We start from the raw sequence: 22,260 nt of genomic DNA on the forward strand, positions 1-22,260 counted from the left end.
GATAACCGTCCCTGGCCAGCCGCTCCTCGATGAACCGGCGGGTGCGCGGCCCGCTGGGGTCGTCCGCGGGGAGACAGCCGCGGGCCAGCGGCAGCAGCAGGGCGGCCTCCGGCCCGTCGTCGTCCTCGGCCCGGGCCCAGTGGCCCGCGGGGCCCAGACAGCGGCGGCGGGTCTCGCGCAGGATCGCGTCGGCCAGACCGTCCCAGTCCCGCGCGGCCCGGCCGCGCACATCGCGCGCCACGGCGCGCAGTCCGGCCACCGCGCAGAGCCGTGAGTGGGTCCACCAGCGCTCCTCCAGCTCCCACAGACCCGCGTCGGGGCGCGGCCAATCGCGCTCGACGGCGGCCACGTCCAGGGCGCGGCGGGCGTCCGTATCGAGCCGGTCGAGCCGGGCCGCGGCGGCGTACAGCTGCAGCATCTCGCCGAAGGCGTCCAGCTGGAACTGCCGGCCGGCGCGGTTGCCCACCCGGTCGGTGCCGCCCGGATAGCCCGGCAGCGGCAGGGAGCGTTCCCCGGCCACCGCCTCGCCGGTGACGGTGTACGCGGGGCGCAGATCGCCGCCGTCGGCCAGCAGCCGCTCGGTCACGAAGCCCACGCCCGCGTCCAGGAGAGGGTGCGGGCCGTGCGCCGCCACGGCCAGACCGGCGTAGCACTGGTCCCGGATCCACGCGAACCGGTAGTCGTAGTTGCGTTCGGTGTTGGCCCGCTCCGGCAGCGAGGTGGCGGCGGCCACCATGGCGCCGGAGGCGCTGGTCAGCCCGCCCAGGATGGCGTAGGCGTGGCGGGCGTCGCGCGGGGCGGCCAGCGCGGAGCAGTCCGGTACGGCGCGGGCCCAGTGGCGTGCGGTGGCCTCCCACAGCCGCTCCGGGTCCGGCTCCTCCGTCATCGCCCGGGTGCCGATTTCCAGGACGAGATCGCGTGTTTCGCCGGAGGCCACCGTGAAGCGTGCCTCCAGCGCTCCCTGCGGTCCGGGGGTGGCATCGGCCGCTCCGGGAGGCGCAGACGCAGTCCACCGCCGTGGGCCGACCAGATTCCGCGCTCCTGCCGCAGGCCGGTCATCGGGTGCGCGCCGAAGCCGGGCCGGGCCTCGAGCCTCAGCCGCAGGCGGGCGTCGCCGCGCACCGCCCGGACGCGGCGCAGCAGGACCAGCCGGTCCGGGGCGGCGGGCACGGCCGGCGCCTCCCGGCATTCGAGCACGGCGTCGCCGGTGACCCAGCGGCCGACGTGGATGAGGGTGCCGTCCTCGTAGGAGCCGCCCCAGACGTTCCAGTGGTCCTCGGGGCCCAGAAGGAACTGCCCCGGGCCGCCGATCAGGGCGGAGAACACCGCGTCGCTGTTCCAGCGGGGTGCGCACAGCCACACCATCTCGCCGCGCGGCCCCACCAGGGCGCCGCGTTCGCCGTCGCCGAGGAAGGCGTACGCCCGGAGGGCCCACGGCGACGACGCGGGGGTGTCATTCATCCGCTTCCCTCGCCTTCCCGTGCGCGGCTTCCCCCCGTGCGGCGGCGGTGTCCGCCCGCCCACCGGCCCACGCGAGCAGGGCGGCGCCCGCGATCAGCAGGACCAGCCCGATGAGCATGCCGTACAGGGGCGGACCCGGCCGGGCGATGCCGGAGGAGATCAACAGGGCCGTGGCGGCGGCGGGCGGGTGCTGGGCCTCGATCAGTTCGAGCAGGAGGAGGGTCAGGCCCACGGCGAGGGCCTGGGCGCCGACCTGCGCCCAGGTGTCGTATTTCTGTTCGACCACCGACGGGTGCTGCCAGAGCCCGAAGACCGCCAGGCACGCGAGGCCGCAGGCGATGGCCACCAGGTGTCCCAGCGAGGAGTTGCGCAGCCGGGCCGCCTCACTCTCCGGGTGGACGAGCAGGACCCGCGGTGATTGGGCCCGCCCCTGGTGGCTACCCGGCGCTGAACGCCTCGGAAGGAGGTTCGTCATCATGACCACGCATGGTTCCCGCATCGAAGAGCATCCCGACCTGATGGAGCTCAGGGCCCGCTACGAGCGGGCGGCGACCACCCCGCAGGCCCGGGCGGTCGAGGGACTGACCCTGCTGGCCGGACTGTACCTGGCCGTCTCCCCGTGGGTGGTGGGCTTCTTCGACACCGGGACGGGACTGACCATCAACAACCTCATCACCGGACTGGCGGTCGCGATCCTGGCGCTCGGCTTCGGCTCGGCCTACGAGCGCACCCACGGGCTGGGCTGGGTCGTGGCGGCGATCGGCATCTGGACGATCATCACGCCCTGGGTGGTCTACGGGCCGTCGACCACCACGGGCACGATGATCAGCAATGTGGTCACCGGTGCGGTGATCTTCCTCCTGGGGCTGGCCACCTCGGCTTTCGGGATGAAGGGCGACACCCGAACGCAGCAGCGGTGACCGGCACCGACCCGGGCGGGAGGCCGGGATCCCACGGGCACCAGACCGTCGTCGTCACCGGCGCCAGCGCCGGCATCGGCCGCGCGGCGGCGCACGCCTTCGCCGGGCGGGGCGCCGCGGTCGCCCTGCTGGCGCGTGGCGCCCGCGTGGACTGGAAGCCGCCGCGCGGGAGGTGACGGCGGCCGGTGGCCGTCCGCTGCCCATCAGCGTCGACGTCTCCGACCCCGCGGCCGTCGACGCGGCGGCCACGCGGGTGGAACAGGAGCTGGGGCCGATCGACGTCTGGGTGAACGCCGCCTTCACCACGGTCTTCGCACCCGTCCAGGAGGTCGAGGCGGAGGAGTTCGAGAGGGTCACGCGCGTGGCCTACCTGGGGTTCGTCCACGGCACCCAGGCGGCGCTGCGCCGTATGGTGCCCAGGGACCGGGGCGCGATCGTGCAGGTCGGCTCCGCCCTCGCGCATCGCGGCATCCCCCTGCAGGCCGCCTACTGCGCCGGCACGGCCGCCGGGGCCGCCGTGTGCGCCCTGGCCGTACGGCGCGCCAGACGCGCCTCGGTGTCCCGTTCGAGATCCGCGCGCTCGGCGCGCATGGTCCGGACGAGGTTCTTGCCGTCCGCGAGGGCGTCGTAGGCGCGCCGTTCCGTCGACGAGACCGGCTTGGACTCCGCCCCCGGCATGCCCATCTCCACCTGGGCGGCGGGCAGCGCCAGGGCGCCCAGGCCAGCGACGCACACCACCAGGACGGCCACCGGGAGCCGCCGTTGCCGGCCGGCCGCGCCGCCGGGCCGCCCGTGCGCAGCCTGGCCGGAGAGCCGTCCCGAGGCATCGTGCCGGCGCACCAGGCGGCCACGGCGCTGTCCTCCCCGAGGAGGAGTGCTCGCTACCGTTCGAGGAGGAGACCCGTGCGGCGCCGGGGCGCCTGCCGGGGGGTCAGCGCGCCAGCCGCCCCAGCAGCGAGGAGGCCGCCGCGATACCGGCCGCCGCGGCCAGCACCAGGACGGTGTAGTCGAGCGCGAGGTGGTCCGGAGTGCCCAGCAGCAGTCCGCGCAACGCGTCGACCTGGTAGCTCAGCGGGTTGGCGGTGCTGACGGCCTGGAGCCAGCCGGGCATGAGGGCGACCGGATACAGCGCGTTGGAGCCGAAGAACAGCGGCATGGTGATGGCCTGGCCGATGCCCATCAGCCGGTCGCGGCTCAGCACGATCCCCGCGATGGTCATCGACAGGCAGGAGAAGAAGGCCGAGCCCAGGACCACCGCGAGGGCCACTCCGAGGAGCCGCAGCGGATTCCAGGTCAGCGCCACTCCGAGCGCCGCGGCGATGACGATCACCACGGCCGCCTGGATCAGCGCCTTCACCCCCGCGGCGAAGGCCTTTCCGGTGATCAGGGCGGCTCTCGGGGTCGGGGTGACCAGCAGTTTGGTGAGGATCCCGGCGTCCCGTTCCCAGATGATCTGGATCCCGTAGAAGATGGCGATGAACATCGCGGACTGGGCGATGATGCCGGGCGCGAGATAGTCGATGTACGGCGTGCCGCCGGTCGGTATGGCCTTGAGCCGGGTGAACGTCTCACCGAAGATCAGCAGCCACAGGGCGGGCTGGACGGCCCGCGTGTACAGCTCGGTGCGGTCGTGCCGCAGCTTCTGCAGCTCGACCACGCACATCGCGCCGACCCGCGCGGGCAGTATCCGCCAGCCGGCGCGGGCGCGCGGCGGGGTCAGCAGGGGGTCGGGCAGGCCGTCCGGCGTGGGCGCGGCGGTCTCAGCCGACCCGTGACGCGGTGCGACGGGTGCTTCGGACATCGCGGAAGTCTCCTCCCTGCTCGTCGAGGCCGCTGCCGGCGACGTCCCGGAAGACGTCCTCCAGGGTCGGCCTCGGATCTTGCTCCCCCTCCTCCCGGCGGCGGTCGGCCAGCTCGGAGCGGAGCTGAGCGGGCGTTCCGAGGGCGTGGATCCGGCCTCGGTGCATCAGCGCGACACGGTCGCAGTACTGATCGGCCTCGTCCATGGAGTGCGTGGTGACCAGCACGGTCATCCCGGTGGCGGCCCGTACCGCGTTGATGTGCTCCCACACGCTGGTCCGGGCGATCGGGTCCAGGCCGATGGTCGGCTCGTCCAGCATCAGCAGCCGGGGCGCGCTGACCAGCGCCTGGGCCAGTTCGAGGCGGCGGATCATGCCGCCGGAGTACGTCTTGGCGAGCCGGTCGGCCGCCGGGGTGAGGCCGACCGCCTCCAGCACCCGCGCCACGCGCGCGGCTCGCTCCCGGCGGGTCACGTCGAAGACGCGGGCGAACAGCTCCACGTTCTCCCGGCCGGTGAGCCCGGCGTCGGCGGACAGCTGCTGCGGTACGTAGCCCAGCAGCCGGCGGACCGCCATCCGCTCCTTCGCCGCGTCGTGCCCGAACACCCGCACCATGCCGGCGGGGACCGGCAGCAGGGTGGTGATGCAGCGGATCGCGGTGGTCTTGCCCGCTCCGTTGGGTCCGAGCAGCCCGAAGACCTCGCCCGCCCGGACCGACAGCTCCAGGTCGTCGACCGCCTTGATCTCCCCGAACGCGTACGCCAGGCCGTCGCAGACGAGCGCGGCCGGAGCGGTGCTTCCCCGGGGGTCGGTCATGGCCCTTCCACCTCCTCGTGCAGGTTCTCGGCCAGTCTGCGCAGCGCCGGAACGGCCGCGGCCAGGCTCGCCCGGTCGCTCTCGGACAGCCGCGCCACCTGCTCGCGGACCAGCGCGCCGCGCCGCGCCTGCCACTCCCGCAGCCGGGCCACGGCGGCGGGGGTGGCCGTCAGCAGCGCGGACCGCCGGTCCTCGGGATCGGTCTCGCGGTGCAGATAGCCCGCCTTCACCAGCTGGTTGACCAGGGTGGAGACCGAGTTGCCCGCGAGGTACAGCTCCTTGGCCGCGGCCGACACCCGGATCCCGGGCCGGGCCATGACCAGCCGCAACAGCTCCACCTGGGCGCCCCGCAGCCGCGGCTGCGCCATCCCGGCCCGCAGCCGCCGCCGGATCAGCCGCTGGACCCCGGCCAGCACATCGGCGAACGCGTCGGGGACCTGTTCCGCGGCCATGTCCCCACATTACCTCTCAATGAGAGTTAAATCCCCGGCTGAGGCGCGGGAGCACGCTCTCAGCCGGTGGCGGGCGGCGAGCAGCCGGGACTCCCCGGGGCATGTCACTCACTCCCGCTGGTGAGATGGGATACGGACGACAGCGGTCGGCCTCGCTCGATGGGCACGCACGTGTCGGGAAAGCCGCTGACGATCCCGGCGCCCATCGCGGCCACCCCGTCCAGGAACGCCGGCAGGCGGTCCATGGCTCCGGTGGCGATGTCGTGGAGGACCACGACGGCCCAGTCGGTGCGGGCCACGCCCTCGAGTGCCCGGTCCACCCAGCCCGTGGGGTCGTCCCAGTCGTGCGGCAGGGTGTTCCACAGCACGCACGTGTAGCGGTGCCGCTGGAGGTACCGTACGGCCGCCGGGCTGAAGACCCGATCGTCGAGGACGCCGCCGCCGGCGTACGGCCGGAACAACCGTTCGCCTCCGGTCTCGCCGGTTCCGGCCAACGCGTCGATGTCGGGCTCGATGGCGGTGATCTCCGCGGCCACCGCCGCCTCGGGATCCTCGGCGGCGCCGAGCTGCAGGGTGTGGGTGGCGGTGTGGTGCCCGATACGGTGGCCCTCCGCCACCGCACGCGCCGCCAGGGCCCGGCCGCCCGCCCGTCGCAGCTGGGTGCCGACCACGAAGAACGTGGCGGTGGCGCGGCGATCCGCCAGGACATCCAGTACGCCGTCGGTGACGCCCGGGGGAGGCAGCCGGGCGGGTGGAGTCCCGGCGGAAGCTCATGTGCGACTGGTCAGCCACCCCTCCGCCCCTGTCCATCGCCGGCCGGTCCACCTCGCTTCTGTCGCCCCAACTTCACTATAAGGAACGGCTGTTCGAGCCGAGGGGTCATCGCCTTCAGCTCACGTCGATGCCGATGAGGCAGGTGTCGTCGTCGGTGTCGGAGCGCGCGTGCGTCAGCAGGACGTCGAGGTGCTCGCCGAGTTCCCGGGTGGCGGCGCCGACGGTGGCCAGGAGCTGTTCGAGCGCCTTCTCCACGGAGCGGTCCCGGCGCTCGATCAGCCCGTCGGTGTACATCAGCAGCCGGTCGCCGGGCACCAGGGCGAGCCGGCGCTCCTCGTACGTCGCCTCGGCGACCGCGCCCAGCAGGATGCCGCCGGGCAGTGGCAGGGCGGCGGCGGTGCCCCCGTGGATCAGGACCGGCGGCGGGTGGCCGGCCCGCGCCCAGTCCAGCATCCGGGTCGGCGGGTCGTAGATGCCGCAGACCACGGTGGCCGTGACCTGTTCGGTGAGATGGTGGGCCACGGTGTTCAGCCAGCCCAGGAGCTGGGCCGGGCCCGCCCCGGTCGCGGCGAGACCGCGCAGCGCGTTGCGCAGGACCACCATGCTCGTCGCCGCCTCGATGCCGTGTCCGGCCACGTCGCCGACCGCCAGCAGCACCTTCTTCTGGGGCAGGACGACGACGTCGTACCAGTCGCCGCCCACCAGGTGCCCCTTCTCGGCCGGGCGGTAGCGCACCGCCACGTGCAGGCCGGCGATGTCGACCGGCGCGGGGGACGAGGGCATGATGGCCCGCTGCAACTGGAGGGCCAGCCGGTTGCGTTCCGCGGCCTCCTGCTCGGTGTCGGCGAGCCGGTCCCGCGTGGCCGCGAGCGCCACCTCCGTCCAGTGCTGACTGGAGAAGTCCTGGTAGGCCCCGCGCACCGCGAGCAGGTGCCCGGCCGGGTCGGTGACCGGCTCGGCGACGACGCGGATGTGTCGGACCGCTCCGTCGGCCCGCTGCATGCGGAACGCGGTCGAGGCGGCGTGGCGGTGGTGCAGAAGGGTGCGCAGGAAGCGGCCGATGGCCACGGAGTCATCGGGGTGCGCATGGCGGTGCAGCCGCTCCACCGGCACGGGGGGCGCGGTGGGCGGGAGGTCGAAGAGCGAGAACAGATGACTGTTCCACAGGATCTCGCCGCTGACGGCGTCCTGCTGGAAACCGCCGATCCGGCCCAGCCGCTGGACGTGTTCGAGCAGGGCGGCCAGCCGTGCCGCCTCGTCCTCCAGCCGCCAGCTCAGCAGCACCGCGTCCCCGTAGCGGCCGATGCCCACGGTGATGAGCCCGGCCCGGGGCACATCGTCGGCCAGGACGCGCAGGGACATCCCCTCCGCGCGGAACGGCTCCCCCGTCGCGTGGACCCGCAGCACCCGCTCGTACAGGCCGCCCTCGCGAGCGGTGCGCGGGTACGCCTCCAGCAGCCGCATGCCCGTGAGCGTGGCGCGTGGACGGCCCGCCGGGTCGGTGAAGCGCTGGTTGGCACAGGCGATGACGAAGTCGGTCACCTGGTCGCGGTCATCGAGCACCGGCCGCAGGACCAGCACCGGATCGAGCAGGCCCTCGGCGAGATCCATGGCGGGGCCGACCGGGAGCGCCGGGTCCGCCGCGGCGTCGATCGCCGTCTCCTCGGTGCCGGGCAGCGCGTGGGCGCACAGGCCGGCCAGCGCGTTCAGCTGGCGGTTGACCGGGCCGGACAGCGGGGGCCGCGGATGGGGCCAGCACACCTCCAGCACGCCGAGGACGCGGCCGTTGGCCTCGGCCGGGAGTACGGCACGGGCACCGTCGCCACCCTGGCGTCTGCCGATGCCCGCCGCGTCGGCGGGCATCGCCGGGAACCAGTGCGCCCGCTGTTCGGTCAGGGCGCGCTGCGCGGGCACCCCGAGGCCCGGCGGTACGTACCGCCACCGCTCGCCCTCGCCGCGCGGGAAGCCCGCGTGCCCGGCGAGGACCAGCGCGCCGCCGGAGGCCACGGCCCACAGGGCCACCGCGCTCACCCCGAGAGGGGCGAGCGCCTGCTCCAGCAGCGTGTCCACCACCGTCTGGGCGTCGCCGGTGAGCGATCCGGCCTCGGCCGCCCGCAGCCGCAGGACCTCGGGTGCGTCGTGGCGTGCGCCCACGGACCCCTGCAGCGCGCCGGGCAGGGCCCGGGCGACCGTGTCCCCGGCCGCCCCGTTGACCACGTCGGCGGCGAGTTCCGGAAGCGGTAGCCCGGCGGCCCTGGCCAGCTCCTCCAGATGGCGGGCGGCCTCCGTCGGGCCGCCGTGGCCGCGTTCGACCAGGATTCCGGTGGCGATGCCGATCAGGACCGCCGCGTCCGCCGCCTCCCGCGCGGCGGTCAGTTCGCCGCGCAGCCGCTCCACGGCCGCCGCCAGCGCGTCCAGGCTCGGTTCACCCCCGCTCACCGGTTCAGCCAGCGGCGCACACAGGCCACGAGCTCATCGGCGTCCAGCGGCTTGGTGATGTAATCGCTGGCTCCGGCGGCCAGCGTCTGCTCCCGGTCGCCCGCCATCGCCTTGGCGGTCACCGCGATGATCGGCAGATCGGCGTACTCGGGCATGCCCCTGATCGCCGCGGTGGCGGCGTAACCGTCCATCTCGGGCATCATGATGTCCATCAGCAGCAGCTCGACCGCCTCGTGCCGGGACAGCATCTCCAGCCCCCTGCGCCCGTTCTCGGCGTGCAGGACGCGCATGCCGTACAGCTCCAGGATGCTGGTGAGCGCGTACACGTTACGGGTGTCGTCGTCCACGATCAGCACCACCCGCCCGGCCAGGTCGCTGTCCGCGCCGGTGTGCGCGGGGGCCGGCAGGGTGGCGGCGGGCGGCACCAGGGGCAGGACGTCGGCCGGCCGGTCGGCCGTCAGATGCAGGATGATGCGCTCGCGCAGCTCGTCCAGGCTCGGCAGCAGCTCCCACGGAGCGCCCTGGAAACGGTCCGTCAGCCGCCGGTTCCAGTGCGGGTCCAGCCGCCGGGTGTGGTGGGCCAGGACCGGCACGTGCCGGGCGGCCGGGACGCGGTCCAGCGCGTCGAGGAAGCGCAGGGCCGTCTCGTCGGGCATGTCGAGGCCGAGGACGACGCAGTGGCACGGCTCGTCGGTGAGCGCTGCCGCGACCTCCCCCGGATCGGCCACGGTCCGCATCCGCACCGCGCCGGTGGCCGCGCCGCCGTCCGCGAGCTCGGCCACCGCGCTCTCGGCCAGGAGTGCCAGCAGCCCGTGCGGCTGCTCCTCGACCACCAGCAGGTGGCGCTGCTCCACGGCACCGGCGTCCGGCTGCGCCGCGGCGGGCTCCTGCTCGTCCTCGGCCCGCGGTTCCCGGTCGGGGCTGCCGACGGGCAGGTAGAAGGAGAACGTGCTGCCCTCGCCCAGGGTGCTGGCGGCCTGTACCGCACCGCCCAGCAGATGGGCGATCTCCCGGCTGATGGAAAGACCGAGGCCGGTGCCGCCGTACTTGCGGCTCGTGGTGCCGTCCGCCTGCTGGAACGCCCCGAAGATGGCATCGAGGTGCGGCTCGGCGATTCCTATGCCGGTGTCCACGACCCGGAACGCCAGGACGGGCCCCCGGCCGCGGGCCTCCTGGGGCAGATCGGATTCCGCGGCGGGCGCGATGCGCAGCTCCACGCAGCCGGACTCGGTGAACTTCACCGCGTTGGACAGCAGGTTGCGCAGCACCTGCCGCATCCGGGAGTCGTCCGTGAAGAGTTCGTCGGGGACGGCGGGCGAGACGCTGATGCGGAAGTCGAGGCCCTTCTGCACCGTCATCGGGCGGAAGGTGGCCTCCACGTAGTCGAGCAGCCGCTGCAGCGGCACCCGCTCGGGCTGGATGTCCATCTTGCCGGCCTCGACCTTGGACAGATCCAGGATGTCGTCGATGAGCTGCAGCAGATCGGATCCCGCCGAGTGGATGACGCCCGCGTACTCGACCTGCTTGGGGGTGAGGTTCCGGGACGGGTTCTGCGCCAGGAGCTGGGCGAGGATCAGCAGGCTGTTGAGCGGGGTGCGCAGCTCATGGCTCATGTTGGCCAGGAACTCCGACTTGTACTTGGAGGCCAGCGTGAGCTGCCGGGCCCGTTCCTCCAGCTCCTGGCCGGCCTGTTCGATCTCCCGGGTCTTGGTCTCGATGTCGCGGTTCTGCGCGGCCAGCAGGGCGGCCTTCTCCTCCAGTTCGGCGTTGGAGTTCTGCAGCTCGTCCTGGCGCGCCTGCAGTTCCTGGGAGCGCGCCTGGAGTTCGGCGGTCAGCCGCTGGGACTCCTCCAGCAGCTCATCGGTCCTGGCGTTGGCCACGATGGTGTTGACGTTGACCCCGATGGTCTCCATGAGCTGGTCGAGAAAGTCCCGGTGGACCTGGGTGAACCGGCCGACCGAGGCCACCTCGATGACGCCGAGGACCTGCTCCTCGACCACGATGGGCAGGACGAGGAGGCTGGACGCCTCGGCCGCGCCGAGCCCCGAGGAGACGGTGACGTATCCGGGCGGAAGCTGCTCGACGGCGATGGTGCGGCGGCTGCGGGCCGCCTGTCCGACGAGCGACTCGCCGAGCCCGAACCCCACCGGCCGGTCCCCGGCGTCCGCGGCGTTCCGGGCCGGCAGCCCGTAGGAGCCGAGCAGCCGCAGTTCCACGCCCCGCGGGGTGTCGTGGGCGAGGTAGAAGCCGCCGTACTGGGCGCCGACCAGCGGGGTCAGCCGGTCCATGACCAGTTCGGCGACGACCGCCAGATCGCGCCGGCCCTGCATCAGCCCGGAGATGAGGGCGAGGTTGGTCTTGAGCCAGTCCTGCTCCTGGTTGGTGCGGGTGGTCTCGCGCAGGGACTCCACCATGGCGTTGATGTTGTCCTTGAGCTCGGCGACCTCGCCGGAGGCGTCCACCGTGATGGAGCGCGTCAGGTCCCCCTCGGCCACGGCGCTGGTGACCTCGGCGATGGCCCGGACCTGGCGGGTCAGGTTCCCGGCCAGCTCGTTGACGTTCTCGGTGAGCCGCTTCCAGGTCCCGGACACTCCCTCGACCTCGGCCTGGCCGCCGAGCCGCCCTTCGCTGCCCACCTCGCGGGCCACCCGCGTGACCTCGGCGGCGAACGAGGACAGCTGGTCCACCATCGTGTTGATGGTGGTCTTCAACTCCAGGATCTCGCCGCGGGCGTCGACATCGATCTTGCGCGTCAGATCGCCCTGGGCCACCGCCGTGGTGACCTGCGCGATGTTACGGACCTGATTGGTCAGGTTGTTCGCCATGGAGTTGACGTTGTCCGTCAGGTCCTTCCAGGTGCCGGCCACATGGGGCACCTGGGCCTGACCGCCGAGCATGCCCTCGGTGCCGACCTCGCGGGCCACCCGCGTCACCTCGTCGGCGAACGCCGAGAGGGTGGTCACCATGGTGTTGATCACCCCGGCGAGCGCGGCCACCTCGCCCTTGGCCTCGACGGTGATCTTCTGCGACAGATCGCCCCGGGCCACCGCCGTCGCCACCTGGGCGATGGACCGCACCTGGCTGGTGAGGTTGGACGCCATCACGTTGACGTTGTCGGTCAGGTCCTTCCAGGTGCCCGAGACCCCCCGGACGGTGGCCTGGCCTCCGAGGTTGCCCTCGGTGCCGACCTCGCGGGCCACCCGCGTCACCTCGTCGGCGAACGCCGACAGCTGATCGACCATCGTGTTGATGGTCTCCTTCAGCTCCAGGATCTCCCCGCGCGCGTCCACCCGGATCTTCTGCGACAGATCGCCCTGCGCCACGGCGGTGGTGACCTGGGCGATGGAGCGCACCTGGGCGGTGAGGTTGTCGCCCATCACGTTGACCGACTCGGTGAGGTCCTTCCAGGTGCCGGAGACGCCCTGGACGTCGGCCTGGCCGCCGAGGCGGCCCTCGGTGCCGACATCGCGGGCCACCCGCGTGACCTCGGCGGCGAACGAGGACAGCTGGTCCACCATCGTGTTGATGGTGGTCTTCAACTCCAGGATCTCGCCGCGGGCGTCGACATCGATCTTGCGCGTCAGATCGCCCTGGGCCACCGCCGTGGCCACCCGGGCGATGGAGCGCACCTGGGCGGTGAGGTTGCCGGCCATGGAGTTGACCGAGTCGGTCAGGTCTCGCCAGGTGCCGCCGACACCCGGCACCTGGGCCTGACCGCCGAGGATGCCCTCGGTGCCGACCTCGCGGGCCACCCGCGTCACCTCGTCGGCGAACGAGGACAGTTCGTCGACCATCGTGTTGATGGTGTTCTTCAACTCATGGATCTCGCCCCGGGCCACGACCGTGATCTTCTGCGAGAGATCGCCCTTGGCCACCGCCGTGGCGACCTGGGCGATGTCGCGCACCTGCGTGGTCAGGTTGCCGGCCATGGCGTTGACGGAGTCGGTGAGGTCCTTCCAGGTGCCGTCCACCCCGGGCACCGCGGCCTGGCCGCCGAGCCGGCCCTCGGTGCCCACCTCCCGGGCCACCCGGGTCACTTCGGAGGTGAACAGCGACAGCTGGTCGACCATGCCGTTGAAGACCGTGGCGATCTCCCCCAGGAGGCCGTCCCGGTCGGTCGGCAGATGGGTGCCGAAGTCGCCGTCCCTGACCGCCGTGAGGCCGACCAGCAGCTGCCGCAGCTCCGGCTCCGCGACCGTGCCGGCACCGCGGCCCGCTGCCGTACGCGCCCCCGCACGCTGTCCCGCGCCCGAACTCACCGCCATGCTTCTCCGCCCCTCGAGTAGCGGTCCCGCCCACCGGATGCCCCCGGGCGAGGGGCCGGTGAGCCTTCGGCCCGGGAGTGATCAGGCGCTCTGAGCCGCCATACTGCCACAGTTGCCGCCCGGCAACTATTGACGGACGGGCCCACCCACCCGAAGGCTGACACGTTCGAGCGCCACCGCGACAGCGATGAGCGAATGCCGGACAAATGTGGTACAGCAGGGGATATCCCGGCGCGTCCCGCCCATAACGGGCGATCAAGGTCGCGACGCCGAGCGCCCGCTCCACGCGACCGGGACCCGGAGATAATTGTCGTACGACAATTGTTGTCACCATGGTGCATAGAATGCGCTCGCGGTGATCACGGACATCGCCGCGCCCCCGGCGCGTTTCGAGAAGCAGGACGATGTGGACAAAATTTCTACGGTCGAGCGGGCGCTGCGCACAGCCCCGCCTCACGCTCTGCTCGATGTCGTCACGGCCGCCCTGGCCGAGCAGTGCGGCGCCGAACAGGTGGAGCTCCTCATGGCGGACTACGCCATGCGGTCGCTCCAGGCTGTGAATCCGGGGCTCCACGGCGCCGAGCCGGTGCCCATCCAGGGCAGCCCCCAGGGTCGCGCCTTCGGGTCACAGGAGCCGTGCGTCATCCGGAACGGCCGGGGGGAAGGCGGGCACGACACGGTGACCGCGCACCTGCCGATGACCATCCGCGGCGACCGGATGGGGGTGCTGTCGCTGCGGCTGCCCACCGAACAGGACGCCCGGGCCCAGATGCACTACCTCCAGGCGGTCTGCGAGGCCCTGGGCCATGAGATCCTCGTCGCCGAGCGCGATACGGACCTCTATCTCCTGGCCCGGCGCACCACCCGGCTGACCCTGGCCGCCGAGATGCAGTGGCAGTTGCTGCCCGGCCGCTCGTGCGCGCGTCCCGAGTTCTCGCTCGGGGCGCATCTGGAGCCGGCGTACGCGATCTTCGGCGACAACTTCGACTGGTCCGCCTCGGCCGACCATCTGACGCTCACCATCACCAACGGCATGGGGGAGGGCATCGAGGCGTCGCTGCTGACCAGCCTCGCCGTGAGCGCGCTGCGCAACGCGCGGCGCGCGGGTCTGGGCCTGTGCGATCAGGCGAGCCTGGCCGACCAGGCAGTCTACGCCCATTACCGGGGGGAGGCCCATGTGTCGGCGCTGCTGCTGCGGTTCGGCTTCACGACCGGGGAGGTGGAGGTCGTGGACGCGGGGTCGCCGCGGATGTGGCGCCAGCGGGAGCGCTCGGTGGAGCCCGTACGGTTCGACGCGCAGTTGCCGCTCGGGATGTTCGAGGACACCGTCTATGTCGCCGAGCACTTCACCGCCCAGCCCGGCGACCGCTTCCTGTTCGGGAGCGACGGGGTGTACGAGGCCCTGTCCCCCTCGGGCGAGAGCTACGGGGAGCGGGCGCTGGCCCGCGCGCTGGGCAACACCCAGCTGCTGCCACCGACCCAGGTGCCCCAGGCGGTGCTGCGCCAGCTCGCCGACTTCCGCTTCGACACCCCGCTGGACGACGACGCCCTGGTGGTCTGCCTCGACTGGTACGGGCGGAGGGAACGGGGGGAATCCGCCGAAGAGGCACCGGAAGCGGAATCTCCGGAAATCGTTGTCATTTGACAACCATGCCCGGATGACAAGAATCTAGTGCCCGGATGCACCCTTTCACGGAGCCGCCGGGGTTCCCCGGCGCTCCTCCGGCACCCTCGGCGACGACAGCCGAAGACGGACCGCGGCGACGACAGACGGGGGACGGACCGTGGCACACGGGTCGATCAGGCATGCGGGCCCGCGCCCGGCGGAGGGTTCAGGCGAACCGCACCGCGCCGTCCTCGGTGTCGCCCCGGCGGAGGATCGGCGCCGTCTCGTCCACGGCTTCCTGAAACCCCTTCAGCCCCTCCAGCAGCGCCTTGCGGGCGGTCGGGGTCATGGCGGCGATGGCGGTCAGCAGGGCCTCCTCCCGGCGGGCCCGCAGCTCCAGCAGATACGCCTTGCCGTGGCTGGTCAGCCGCAGTTCGAGCTCCCGGCGGCTGACCGGGCTGGGCGCGCGCTCCACGAATCCGAGCGCCTGCAGCCGGTCGCACAGACGGCTCACGGACGAGGGCGCCGAGCCCAGCAGTTCCCCGAGCGTGCGGAGGTTGATCCCCTCCTCACGGTCCAGGCTGTACAGGACGCGCAGCTGTGACGCCGACACCGGGGACGAGGAGACGGCGTCCCGCCCCCGCTCCCACAGCACCTCGAGCAGTTCGATCACCTCGCACGCCATCCGAGCGGATTCGCGGGACCGGCGGTGAGAGGGTGCCGGATTCACGCCCATAACAGTGCACTCCGAATCAGCGTCTTCGGCCCCTTGGTGCCGACCTTGCGCCTTGCTCCCGCTGCAACCTTATCCCCGGTCCGGCACGCGCCCCCTCTCGGACGTGCGCACGGCCACGCCGGGCACTCCTTGGGTACAGTGGGGCGGTCCTCAGACCACTCCCCCATCCGCTCGCCGGGGGCGGCCCGGGCCGGGTCCTGACTTTCCGCGATCGGGGTGACTTGGTGGTGAGCACCGAAGCCGCCGCCGGTCCCTTCGTCCACCCGGCCCTGTTCTACCGGGACGACGAGGACTATCTGACCGGCACCCTGCCCTTCGTGCTCGACGGTCTGCGCGCCGGCGAGCCGGTGGCGGTGGCCGTCCCCGGCGCCGGCCTCCGGCTCCTGCGGAGCGCGCTCGGACGGGATGGCGCGAAGGTGCGGTTCCTCGACATGACCGTGGCCGGGCGCAACCCCGGGCGGATCATCCCCGCGGTGCTGCGGGACTTCGCCGACCGGCACCCGGGCGGCCGGGTGCGGATCATCGGCGAACCCATCTGGGCCGGCCGCACGGCGGCCGAGTACGGTCCGTGCGTCCAGCACGAGGCGCTGATCAACCTGGCCTTCCGCGGCCGCGAGGTCACCATCCTGTGCCCGTACGACAGCCGGCGGCTGGACGACGGCGCGCTCGCCGACGCGTGGCTGACCCACCCGGTGGTCATCGAGGACGGCCGGGAGCGCCCGAGCCACGTCTACGACCCCGAGCGCGCCACCGCGGCGCACAACGAGCCGCTGCCCCCGCCCGCAGGCGTCCCCGCCTTCTCCTTCGACGCCGAACGTCTGCCCCTCGCCCGCGAGTTCGCGGTCGCGGCCGGTGAGCGGCTCGGCCTCGCCGGGCAGCGCCTTGGCGATCTGGCCCTGGCGACGTCCGAGTTGACCACCAACAGCGTGCTGCACGGCGCCGGTCGCGGCACGGTGCGGGTCTGGGAGCGGGCCGGGCAGGTGCTGTGCCAGGTCGAGGACGGCGGCCGCCTCAGCGATCCGCTCGCCGGGCGGCGACCGGCCGCGCCGGGTCAGGTCGGCGGCCGGGGCCTGCTGCTGGTGCATCGGGTCACCGACCTGGTCCGGGTGCACACCGGTCCGGACGGCACCACCATCCGGTTCCACCTCGGCCGGTAGGCCCGGTCCGGCGACGCGGCGCACCGCTCGTCGCTCCCGTACGCCACAGGGCACCGGCTCGGCCGCCACCCGGGCCCGGCCAACGCCTGACACCGTGCCCCCTCATCGGCCCTGTACGTGTCCGCTGAACGCGGTGATCAGGCTGTGGGGCGCGTCGTCGCCGAACATGAGCTCGTGGAGCTCGGCGCCTTCGGCGGCGGCCGCGGCACCGCGCGGGAACATGGCCTGCTCGTACGCGGTGAGCGCGGTCTCGAGGTCGTCCGGGTGCGCGGCGAGGGCCTTGCCGAGTTCGGCGCCGTCGTACATGGCCAGGTTGGCGCCTTCGCCGTTGGGGGCCGACAGGTGGGCGGCGTCGCCGAGCAGGGTCACCCCCGGCACCCGGTCCCAACGGTGCCCGGCCGGCAGCGCGTTGAGGGGGCGCAGGACCGGTGCAGTGTCGCCGTCGGTGATCAGCGCGGTCAGCTCCGGCGCCCAGCCGGCGAACTCCTCCGCGATCCGCGCGGTGGCCGCGGCGGCGTCGCTGAAGTCGATGGCGGCGAACCAGTCCTGCGGCCCGGTGAGCGCCACGTAGGTGTGCAGGGTGCCGCCGCTCTCGCGGTGCGCCTGGATCCCCTTGCCCGGCGCGAGCGCGAGCAGCGACCCGCCGCCGACCGCTTTCGCGGCGGCGGGGTGCCGGGAGTCGCCGTCGAACAGGCAGGTCTCGACGAACGCCCGGCCGATGTACTCGGGGGCCGCGTCGGAGAGCAGCGGCCGGACCCGTGACCACGCGCCGTCCGCGCCGACCAGCAGGCTCGTGGCCACGGTGGTGCCGTCGGCGAAGGTCACCTCGTGGCGGCCCACGCCGAGCGTCTGGACGCCGCTGACCTTGTGGCCCCACCGGACGGTACCGGCCGGGAGCGCGTCGAGCAGGATCCGGCGCAGCTCGCCGCGTTGGACCTCGGGGCGCCCGCCCGTGCCGTCGTCGGGCTGTTCGAACAGGGCGGTCCCGTTCCGGTCGAGGATCCGCATCGCCTGGCGGCCCTCCAGGATGAGGCCACGGAACTGGTCCATCAGATCCGCCGCCTCAAGGGCGAGTTGGCCGTTGTGGTCGTGGATGTCGAGCATCCCGCCCTGCCCGCGGGCGGTCGGCGACGGCTCCGCCTCGTAGACCGTGGCCGGGATGCCGTGGACGTGCAGGACGCGGGCGAGCGTCAGCCCGCCGAGTCCGGCGCCGATGATCGTGACGTCAGTGGTCATGGTGATTCCTCGCGTGTGGCACGCCCGCCGGGTCGGCACCCGGCGGGATCTCCGCAAAGCTCCCAGGGCCCGCCGACGAGCCGCCGACATCGGACCGACAGATCCCCGACCGCCTCGGCGATGGACGCCCTCCCCACAGGAGCGTTCTACCCAATAACGGCCATCACGCCTATTACCACCCAAGGCCGACATGAACGACAGGTGTCGAGTGTTCACGCCGTCTTCGCCATTCGTGGGACGACATGGTCACCAAGGGGTTGACGCCGACACAACATCGGGGTTGTCATTCCATATGACAGAAACAACTATCCGCATCGCGGAAGTTCTGTCTATCCCGGACCTCCTCCGCACCACTCACCCCACCGATACCGTCGAAAGGTCCCCATCCATGACGCAGGCCACTCATTTCTCCGGAGACGCGCAGCCGTACGGTGGTGGCGACCCCTACGCCGACTACCGCAGCGCCGAGGTCCCCTTCGGCCATCTGGTCGACCTGGCCGACCGTCGGCTGGGGGGCAGTGTCATCGCCGCGAACGATGAGTTCTTCGCCGAGCGGGAGAACCTGCTGATCCCGAGCCCGGCGGTGTTCGACCCCGAGCACTTCGGCCACAAGGGCAAGATCATGGACGGCTGGGAGACCCGGCGCCGCCGTGGCACCGGCGGTGACGCACCGCATCCGGCGGATGACGATCACGACTGGGCGCTGGTCCGGCTGGGGGCGCCAGGGGTGATCCGCGGCCTGATCGTGGACACCGCGCACTTCCGGGGCAACTATCCGCAGGCGGTCAGCGTGCAGGCGACCTCGGCGCCGCCGTCCGCCTCGCCCGCCGAGCTGCTGGCGGACGGCACGGAGTGGACGGAGATCGTGCCGCGCACCCCGGTGGGTGGTCACGCGGCCAACGCCTTCGCGGTCGACGTGGAGCGGCGCTTCACCCACCTGCGCGTCGCCCAGCATCCCGATGGCGGGATCGCCCGTCTGCGGGTGTACGGGGAGGTCACCGCCGATCCGGAGTGGCTGGCCGCGCTGGGCACGTTCGACGTGGTGGCGCTGGAGAACGGCGGTGCGGTCGAGGACGCGTCGGACCGGTTCTACTCGTCGCCGGCCAACACGATTCTGCCCGGCCGGTCGCGCAAGATGGACGACGGCTGGGAGACGCGACGCCGCCGTGACCGCGGCAACGACTGGGTGCGCTACCGGCTCACCGCACAGGCGGTGATCCGGGCCGTCGAGATCGACACCGGCTATCTGAAGGGCAACTCCGCGGGCTGGGCCGCGCTCTACGGACAGGATCAGGAGACGGGCTCGGACGAGTGGTTCGAGATCCTGCCGCGCACCCGGCTCCAGCCCGATACGGTGCACCGCTTCCTCGTGGACGAGCCGACGGCGACACACGTACGGATCGACGTCTTCCCCGACGGCGGCATCTCCCGGCTGCGACTGCACGGCTCGCTGACCGACACCGGCGCCAAGAACCTCGCCGAGCGCACCGCCGAACTGTCCTGACCCATCCGGTCACCGACAGCGAATCCGTCACGAGTAGCAGAAACGGCAGGAATGAGATGACCGGACTGGATCTGGTGTTCCGCGCGCCCCGGGTGATCACAGCCGCCGGAGAGGTGTCCCGGTGCGTGGGCGTCTCCGACGGCAGGATCGTCGCCATCGAACCGCTGGACGCGGCCCTGGAAGGGGAGCGTGTCGTCGAGCTCGGGAGCGACGTGGTGCTGCTGCCGGGCCTGGTGGACACCCACGTACACGTCAACGAGCCGGGCCGCACCGAGTGGGAGGGGTTCGCCAGCGCGACCCGCTCCGCGGCCGCCGGCGGGATCACCACGATCATCGACATGCCGCTCAACAGCATCCCGCCGACGGTCGACGTCGACGCGCTGCAGGTCAAGCGCAAGGCCGCGGAAGGCAGCTCATGGGTCGACGTCGGCTTCTGGGGCGGTGCGGTGCCCGGCAACCTCGACGGGCTGCGCGCACTGCACGACGCGGGGGTGTTCGGCTTCAAGTGTTTCCTGCTCCACTCCGGTGTGGACGAGTTCCCACCGCTGGCGCCGGAGCAGCTGGAGGGGGCGCTGCGTCAGCTCGCCTCCTTCGGCGCCATGATGATCGTGCACGCCGAGGACGCCCACGCCATCGACCGGGCCGCCACCCCGCACGGTGAGAGCTACGGCGATTTCCTGCGCTCACGGCCGCGCGGCGCGGAGAACCTCGCCATCGCGCAAGTGATCGAACTGGCCCGATGGACCGGTTGCCGCGTGCACATCCTCCATCTGTCGAGCTCCGACGCACTGCCGATGATCAGCTCGGCGCGCCGCGAAGGCGTGCGGCTCAGCGTGGAAACCTGCCCCCACTACCTCTCCTTCACCGCGGAGGAGATCCCCGACGGGGCGACGCAGTTCAAATGCTGTCCCCCCATACGGGAAGCCGGCAACCGCGAGCTGCTGTGGCGGGGACTCGGCGACGGGGTGATCGACCAGGTGGTTTCCGACCACTCCCCCTGCACGGAAGAGCTGAAGCGCCTCGACATCGGTGACTTCGGCATCGCGTGGGGCGGCATCGCCTCGCTGCAGCTGGGCCTGCCCGCGGTGTGGACCGAGGCCCGCCGGCGCGGGCATGCGCTGACCGACGTCGTGCGCTGGATGGCGGAGAACCCCGCCAGGCAGGCCGGGCTGATCCACAAGGGACAGATCGCGCTGGGCAGCGCGGCGGACTTCTGCGTCTTCGCCCCGGACGAGGCGTTCGTCGTGGACGTCGCCACCCTCCACCACAAGAACCCCGTATCCGCCTACGTCGGCCGCCCGCTGGCCGGGACGGTGCGCGGCACCTGGCTGAACGGTGAGCCGGTGGACATCGATCAGCCGCCGCGCGGACGGCTGCTGAGGCGAGGAATGGCCTGACGTACGGCCTGATCAAGGCATCGAAACTCTTACGACATACGGAAACCGCGATGAGGAGCGGCCGGTCATGAGTGCAGAAATTCCCGTGGAGCCACTGCGGGCACCACATTCCGAGCGGATCACGGACGTGATCGACGGCGATCCGGACGGTCGCGGAGCCGCACCGGCCGGCCCGCCGGCAGCGGCCCGCAGCACGGTTTCCCCGAGTCCGCGCCTGTACAACAAGGACTTGGCGCCCACGCAGGTGGAAGGGCGCCGCTGGCGGAGCTACAACGTCTTCACCCTCTGGGCCAACGATGTGCACAGCCTCGGCAACTACACGTTCGCCATCGGTCTGTTCGCCCTCGGACTCGGCGCCTGGCAGATTCTGCTCGCGCTGGCGATCGGGGCGGCGCTGCTGTTCGGGATCCTCAATCTCGCCGGCTACATGGGGCACAAGACCGGCGTTCCGTTCCCGGTCATGAGCCGGATCAGTTTCGGCGTCCGCGGCGCCCAGATTCCGGCCCTCATCCGCGGTGTCGTCGCCATCGCGTGGTTCGGCATCCAGACGTATCTGGCATCGCATGTGCTGAATGTCCTGCTGATCGCCGTCTACCGTCCGTTCGCCGGGCTGACCGAGCACTCCTTCCTGGGGCTCTCCGCGCTCGGGTGGATCTCCTTCGGGCTCCTGTGGATCGTGCAGATCGTCATCGTCACGTACGGGCTGGAAATGGTCCGGAAGTACGAGGCGTTCGCCGGCCCGGTCATCCTCGTCACCCTGTGTGCCCTCGCCATCTGGATGTTCGTCAGGGCGGGAGGCTCCATCGCCCTCTCGGCGCCCAACCATCTGGAGGGCGGCCGCATGTGGCGGGAGATATTCGCCGGAGCGTCGCTCTGGGTGTCCATCTACGGGACCTTCGCGCTGAATTTCTGTGATTTCACCCGGTCCTGCACCAGCAAAAGGGCGATTACGGTCGGTAATTTCTGCGGCATTCCGGTCAACATCATGCTGTTCGGCATCATCAGCATCGTCATCTCCGGCGCCCAGTTCCAGATCAACGGCAAAACGATCACCAGCCCGGCGGACGTCATTCAGGACCTGCCCAATACCCTGTTCGTGGCCCTGGCCGGCCTGGCGCTGATCATCCTCACCATCGCGGTGAATCTGATGGCCAACTTCGTGGCCCCCGCCTACGCGCTGGCCAACCTTTTCCCCAAGCACCTGAACTTCAGGCGGGCGGGAGTCGTCAGCGGCGTCATCGGCATCGCGATCCTGCCGTGGAACCTCTACAACAACCCGACCGTCGTCAATTACTTCCTCGGCGGCCTGGGCGCCCTCCTCGGCCCCCTGTTCGGAGTGGTGGCAGCGGACTACTGGCTGATCCGGAAGGGGCGTGTCAACGTGCCCCAGCTCTACACCATGGACGCCTCCGGGCCGTACCACTACACCCGGGGCTTCAACCCCCGCGCGATCGCGGCCTTCGTCCCCGCGGCCGTGCTGGCGGTCCTGCTCGCCCTCCTCCCGGCCTTCGCCCCGGCCGCGCCGTTCGCGTGGTTCATCGGCGCCGGCGTCGCCGCCGTCGCATACTTCCTGGTGTCGAACCGCAAGGAAGACCACGAGGACGTTTCCGGAGCCGAGATCGCCGTCCCGTGCGCGGACTGAGCCCGAACCACCCGTGACGCGAACACCCCCGTCCGATGATCAACCCGGAGGCATTC

Annotated in this window: 17 protein-coding genes and 1 pseudogene; 7 read left to right on the plus strand and 11 right to left on the minus strand. The window is 72.0% G+C overall.

Annotated elements, in window-relative coordinates; genetic code table 11:
- The 3 genes from ASC60_RS44285 to ASC60_RS36490 all read right to left on the minus strand — a co-directional run.
- Positions 1-937 (minus strand): glycoside hydrolase family 15 protein (locus ASC60_RS44285; RefSeq protein ID WP_370593010.1); only part of this gene is annotated, 937 nt, incomplete at its 3' end.
- Complete coding sequence (locus tag ASC60_RS44290) at positions 883-1,461, minus strand: trehalase-like domain-containing protein (protein WP_055558021.1); 579 nt, start codon at positions 1,459-1,461, stop codon at positions 883-885. The genes ASC60_RS44285 and ASC60_RS44290, both read right to left, overlap by 55 nt.
- Entirely contained in the window at positions 1,454-1,939 is a 486-nt protein-coding gene (locus ASC60_RS36490; protein WP_234357290.1) for an HPP family protein, read from the minus strand. The genes ASC60_RS44290 and ASC60_RS36490 overlap by 8 nt, the downstream gene beginning before the upstream one ends.
- Between ASC60_RS36490 and ASC60_RS36495 the strand changes: the two genes are divergently transcribed.
- Both ASC60_RS36495 and ASC60_RS36500 read left to right on the plus strand, forming a co-directional pair.
- Positions 1,938-2,381, plus strand: coding sequence for an SPW repeat protein (locus tag ASC60_RS36495; protein ID WP_055558023.1), 444 nt, complete (start codon positions 1,938-1,940; stop codon positions 2,379-2,381). The two genes, ASC60_RS36490 and ASC60_RS36495, sit on opposite strands and share 2 nt — an antisense overlap.
- Positions 2,378-2,889 (plus strand): annotated as a pseudogene (locus ASC60_RS36500) (SDR family NAD(P)-dependent oxidoreductase); the annotation flags it as partial. The gene ASC60_RS36495 and the pseudogene ASC60_RS36500, both read left to right, overlap by 4 nt.
- 423 nt (positions 2,890-3,312) lie before the next feature.
- Here the strand turns inward: ASC60_RS36500 and ASC60_RS36505 are convergent.
- The 6 genes from ASC60_RS36505 to ASC60_RS36530 all read right to left on the minus strand — a co-directional run bounded on the left by ASC60_RS36505 (position 3,313) and on the right by ASC60_RS36530 (position 12,926).
- Positions 3,313-4,182 (minus strand): ABC transporter permease, encoded by an 870-nt coding sequence (locus ASC60_RS36505; RefSeq protein ID WP_055558024.1) that lies wholly within the window; start codon positions 4,180-4,182, stop codon positions 3,313-3,315.
- Positions 4,142-4,996: an ABC transporter ATP-binding protein gene (locus ASC60_RS36510; RefSeq protein WP_055558025.1), complete on the minus strand. Its 855-nt coding sequence runs from the start codon at positions 4,994-4,996 to the stop codon at positions 4,142-4,144. Before ASC60_RS36510 ends, ASC60_RS36505 begins: the two co-directional genes overlap by 41 nt.
- Positions 4,993-5,448 carry a MarR family winged helix-turn-helix transcriptional regulator gene (locus ASC60_RS36515; protein WP_055558026.1) on the minus strand — a complete coding sequence of 152 codons (456 nt, stop codon included), beginning with the start codon at positions 5,446-5,448 and terminating at the stop codon, positions 4,993-4,995. Before ASC60_RS36515 ends, ASC60_RS36510 begins: the two co-directional genes overlap by 4 nt.
- Positions 5,449-5,552: 104 nt before the next feature.
- Complete coding sequence (locus tag ASC60_RS42455; protein ID WP_063787282.1) at positions 5,553-6,191, minus strand: polysaccharide deacetylase family protein; 639 nt, start codon at positions 6,189-6,191, stop codon at positions 5,553-5,555.
- A gap of 145 nt (positions 6,192-6,336) precedes the next feature.
- Positions 6,337-8,661: a SpoIIE family protein phosphatase gene (locus tag ASC60_RS36525; RefSeq protein ID WP_055558028.1), complete on the minus strand. Its 2,325-nt coding sequence runs from the start codon at positions 8,659-8,661 to the stop codon at positions 6,337-6,339.
- Entirely contained in the window at positions 8,658-12,926 is a 4,269-nt protein-coding gene (locus ASC60_RS36530; protein WP_055558029.1) for a HAMP domain-containing protein, read from the minus strand. The genes ASC60_RS36525 and ASC60_RS36530 overlap by 4 nt, the downstream gene beginning before the upstream one ends.
- 406 nt (positions 12,927-13,332) lie before the next feature.
- On the opposite strand from ASC60_RS36530, the gene ASC60_RS36535 reads away from it, so the two are divergent.
- Positions 13,333-14,571, plus strand: coding sequence for a PP2C family protein-serine/threonine phosphatase (locus ASC60_RS36535; protein WP_055558042.1), 1,239 nt, complete (start codon positions 13,333-13,335; stop codon positions 14,569-14,571).
- Between the two features lie 187 nt (positions 14,572-14,758).
- Here the strand turns inward: ASC60_RS36535 and ASC60_RS36540 are convergent, their stop codons facing one another.
- On the minus strand, positions 14,759-15,268 hold the full coding sequence (locus ASC60_RS36540) for a MarR family winged helix-turn-helix transcriptional regulator (protein WP_055558030.1): 510 nt from the start codon (positions 15,266-15,268) through the stop codon (positions 14,759-14,761).
- A 227-nt stretch (positions 15,269-15,495) separates the two neighbouring features.
- Between ASC60_RS36540 and ASC60_RS36545 the strand changes: the two genes are divergently transcribed.
- On the plus strand, positions 15,496-16,425 hold the full coding sequence (locus ASC60_RS36545) for a sensor histidine kinase (RefSeq protein ID WP_055558031.1): 930 nt from the start codon (positions 15,496-15,498) through the stop codon (positions 16,423-16,425).
- A 102-nt stretch (positions 16,426-16,527) separates the two neighbouring features.
- Here the strand turns inward: ASC60_RS36545 and ASC60_RS36550 are convergent, their stop codons facing one another.
- A complete protein-coding gene (locus ASC60_RS36550) occupies positions 16,528-17,661 on the minus strand; it encodes an NAD(P)/FAD-dependent oxidoreductase (protein ID WP_055558032.1) in 1,134 nt (377 codons plus the stop codon).
- 388 nt (positions 17,662-18,049) lie between these two features.
- Here ASC60_RS36550 and alc point away from each other — a divergent pair, with 388 nt between their 5' ends.
- The 3 genes from alc (at position 18,050) to ASC60_RS36565 (ending at position 22,204) form a co-directional block, all read left to right on the plus strand.
- Entirely contained in the window at positions 18,050-19,165 is a 1,116-nt protein-coding gene (alc, locus tag ASC60_RS36555) for an allantoicase (protein WP_055558033.1), read from the plus strand.
- 56 nt (positions 19,166-19,221) lie between these two features.
- Positions 19,222-20,562, plus strand: a complete 1,341-nt coding sequence (gene allB, locus ASC60_RS36560) for an allantoinase AllB (RefSeq protein WP_199831154.1) — start codon at positions 19,222-19,224, stop codon at positions 20,560-20,562.
- Between the two features lie 67 nt (positions 20,563-20,629).
- A complete protein-coding gene (locus ASC60_RS36565; RefSeq protein ID WP_079038869.1) occupies positions 20,630-22,204 on the plus strand; it encodes an NCS1 family nucleobase:cation symporter-1 in 1,575 nt (524 codons plus the stop codon).
- Positions 22,205-22,260: the final 56 nt, after the last annotated feature.

Origin of the sequence: Streptomyces sp. NBRC 110028 (assembly GCF_001417735.1) — a bacterium.
Lineage (GTDB): Bacteria > Actinomycetota > Actinomycetes > Streptomycetales > Streptomycetaceae > Streptomyces.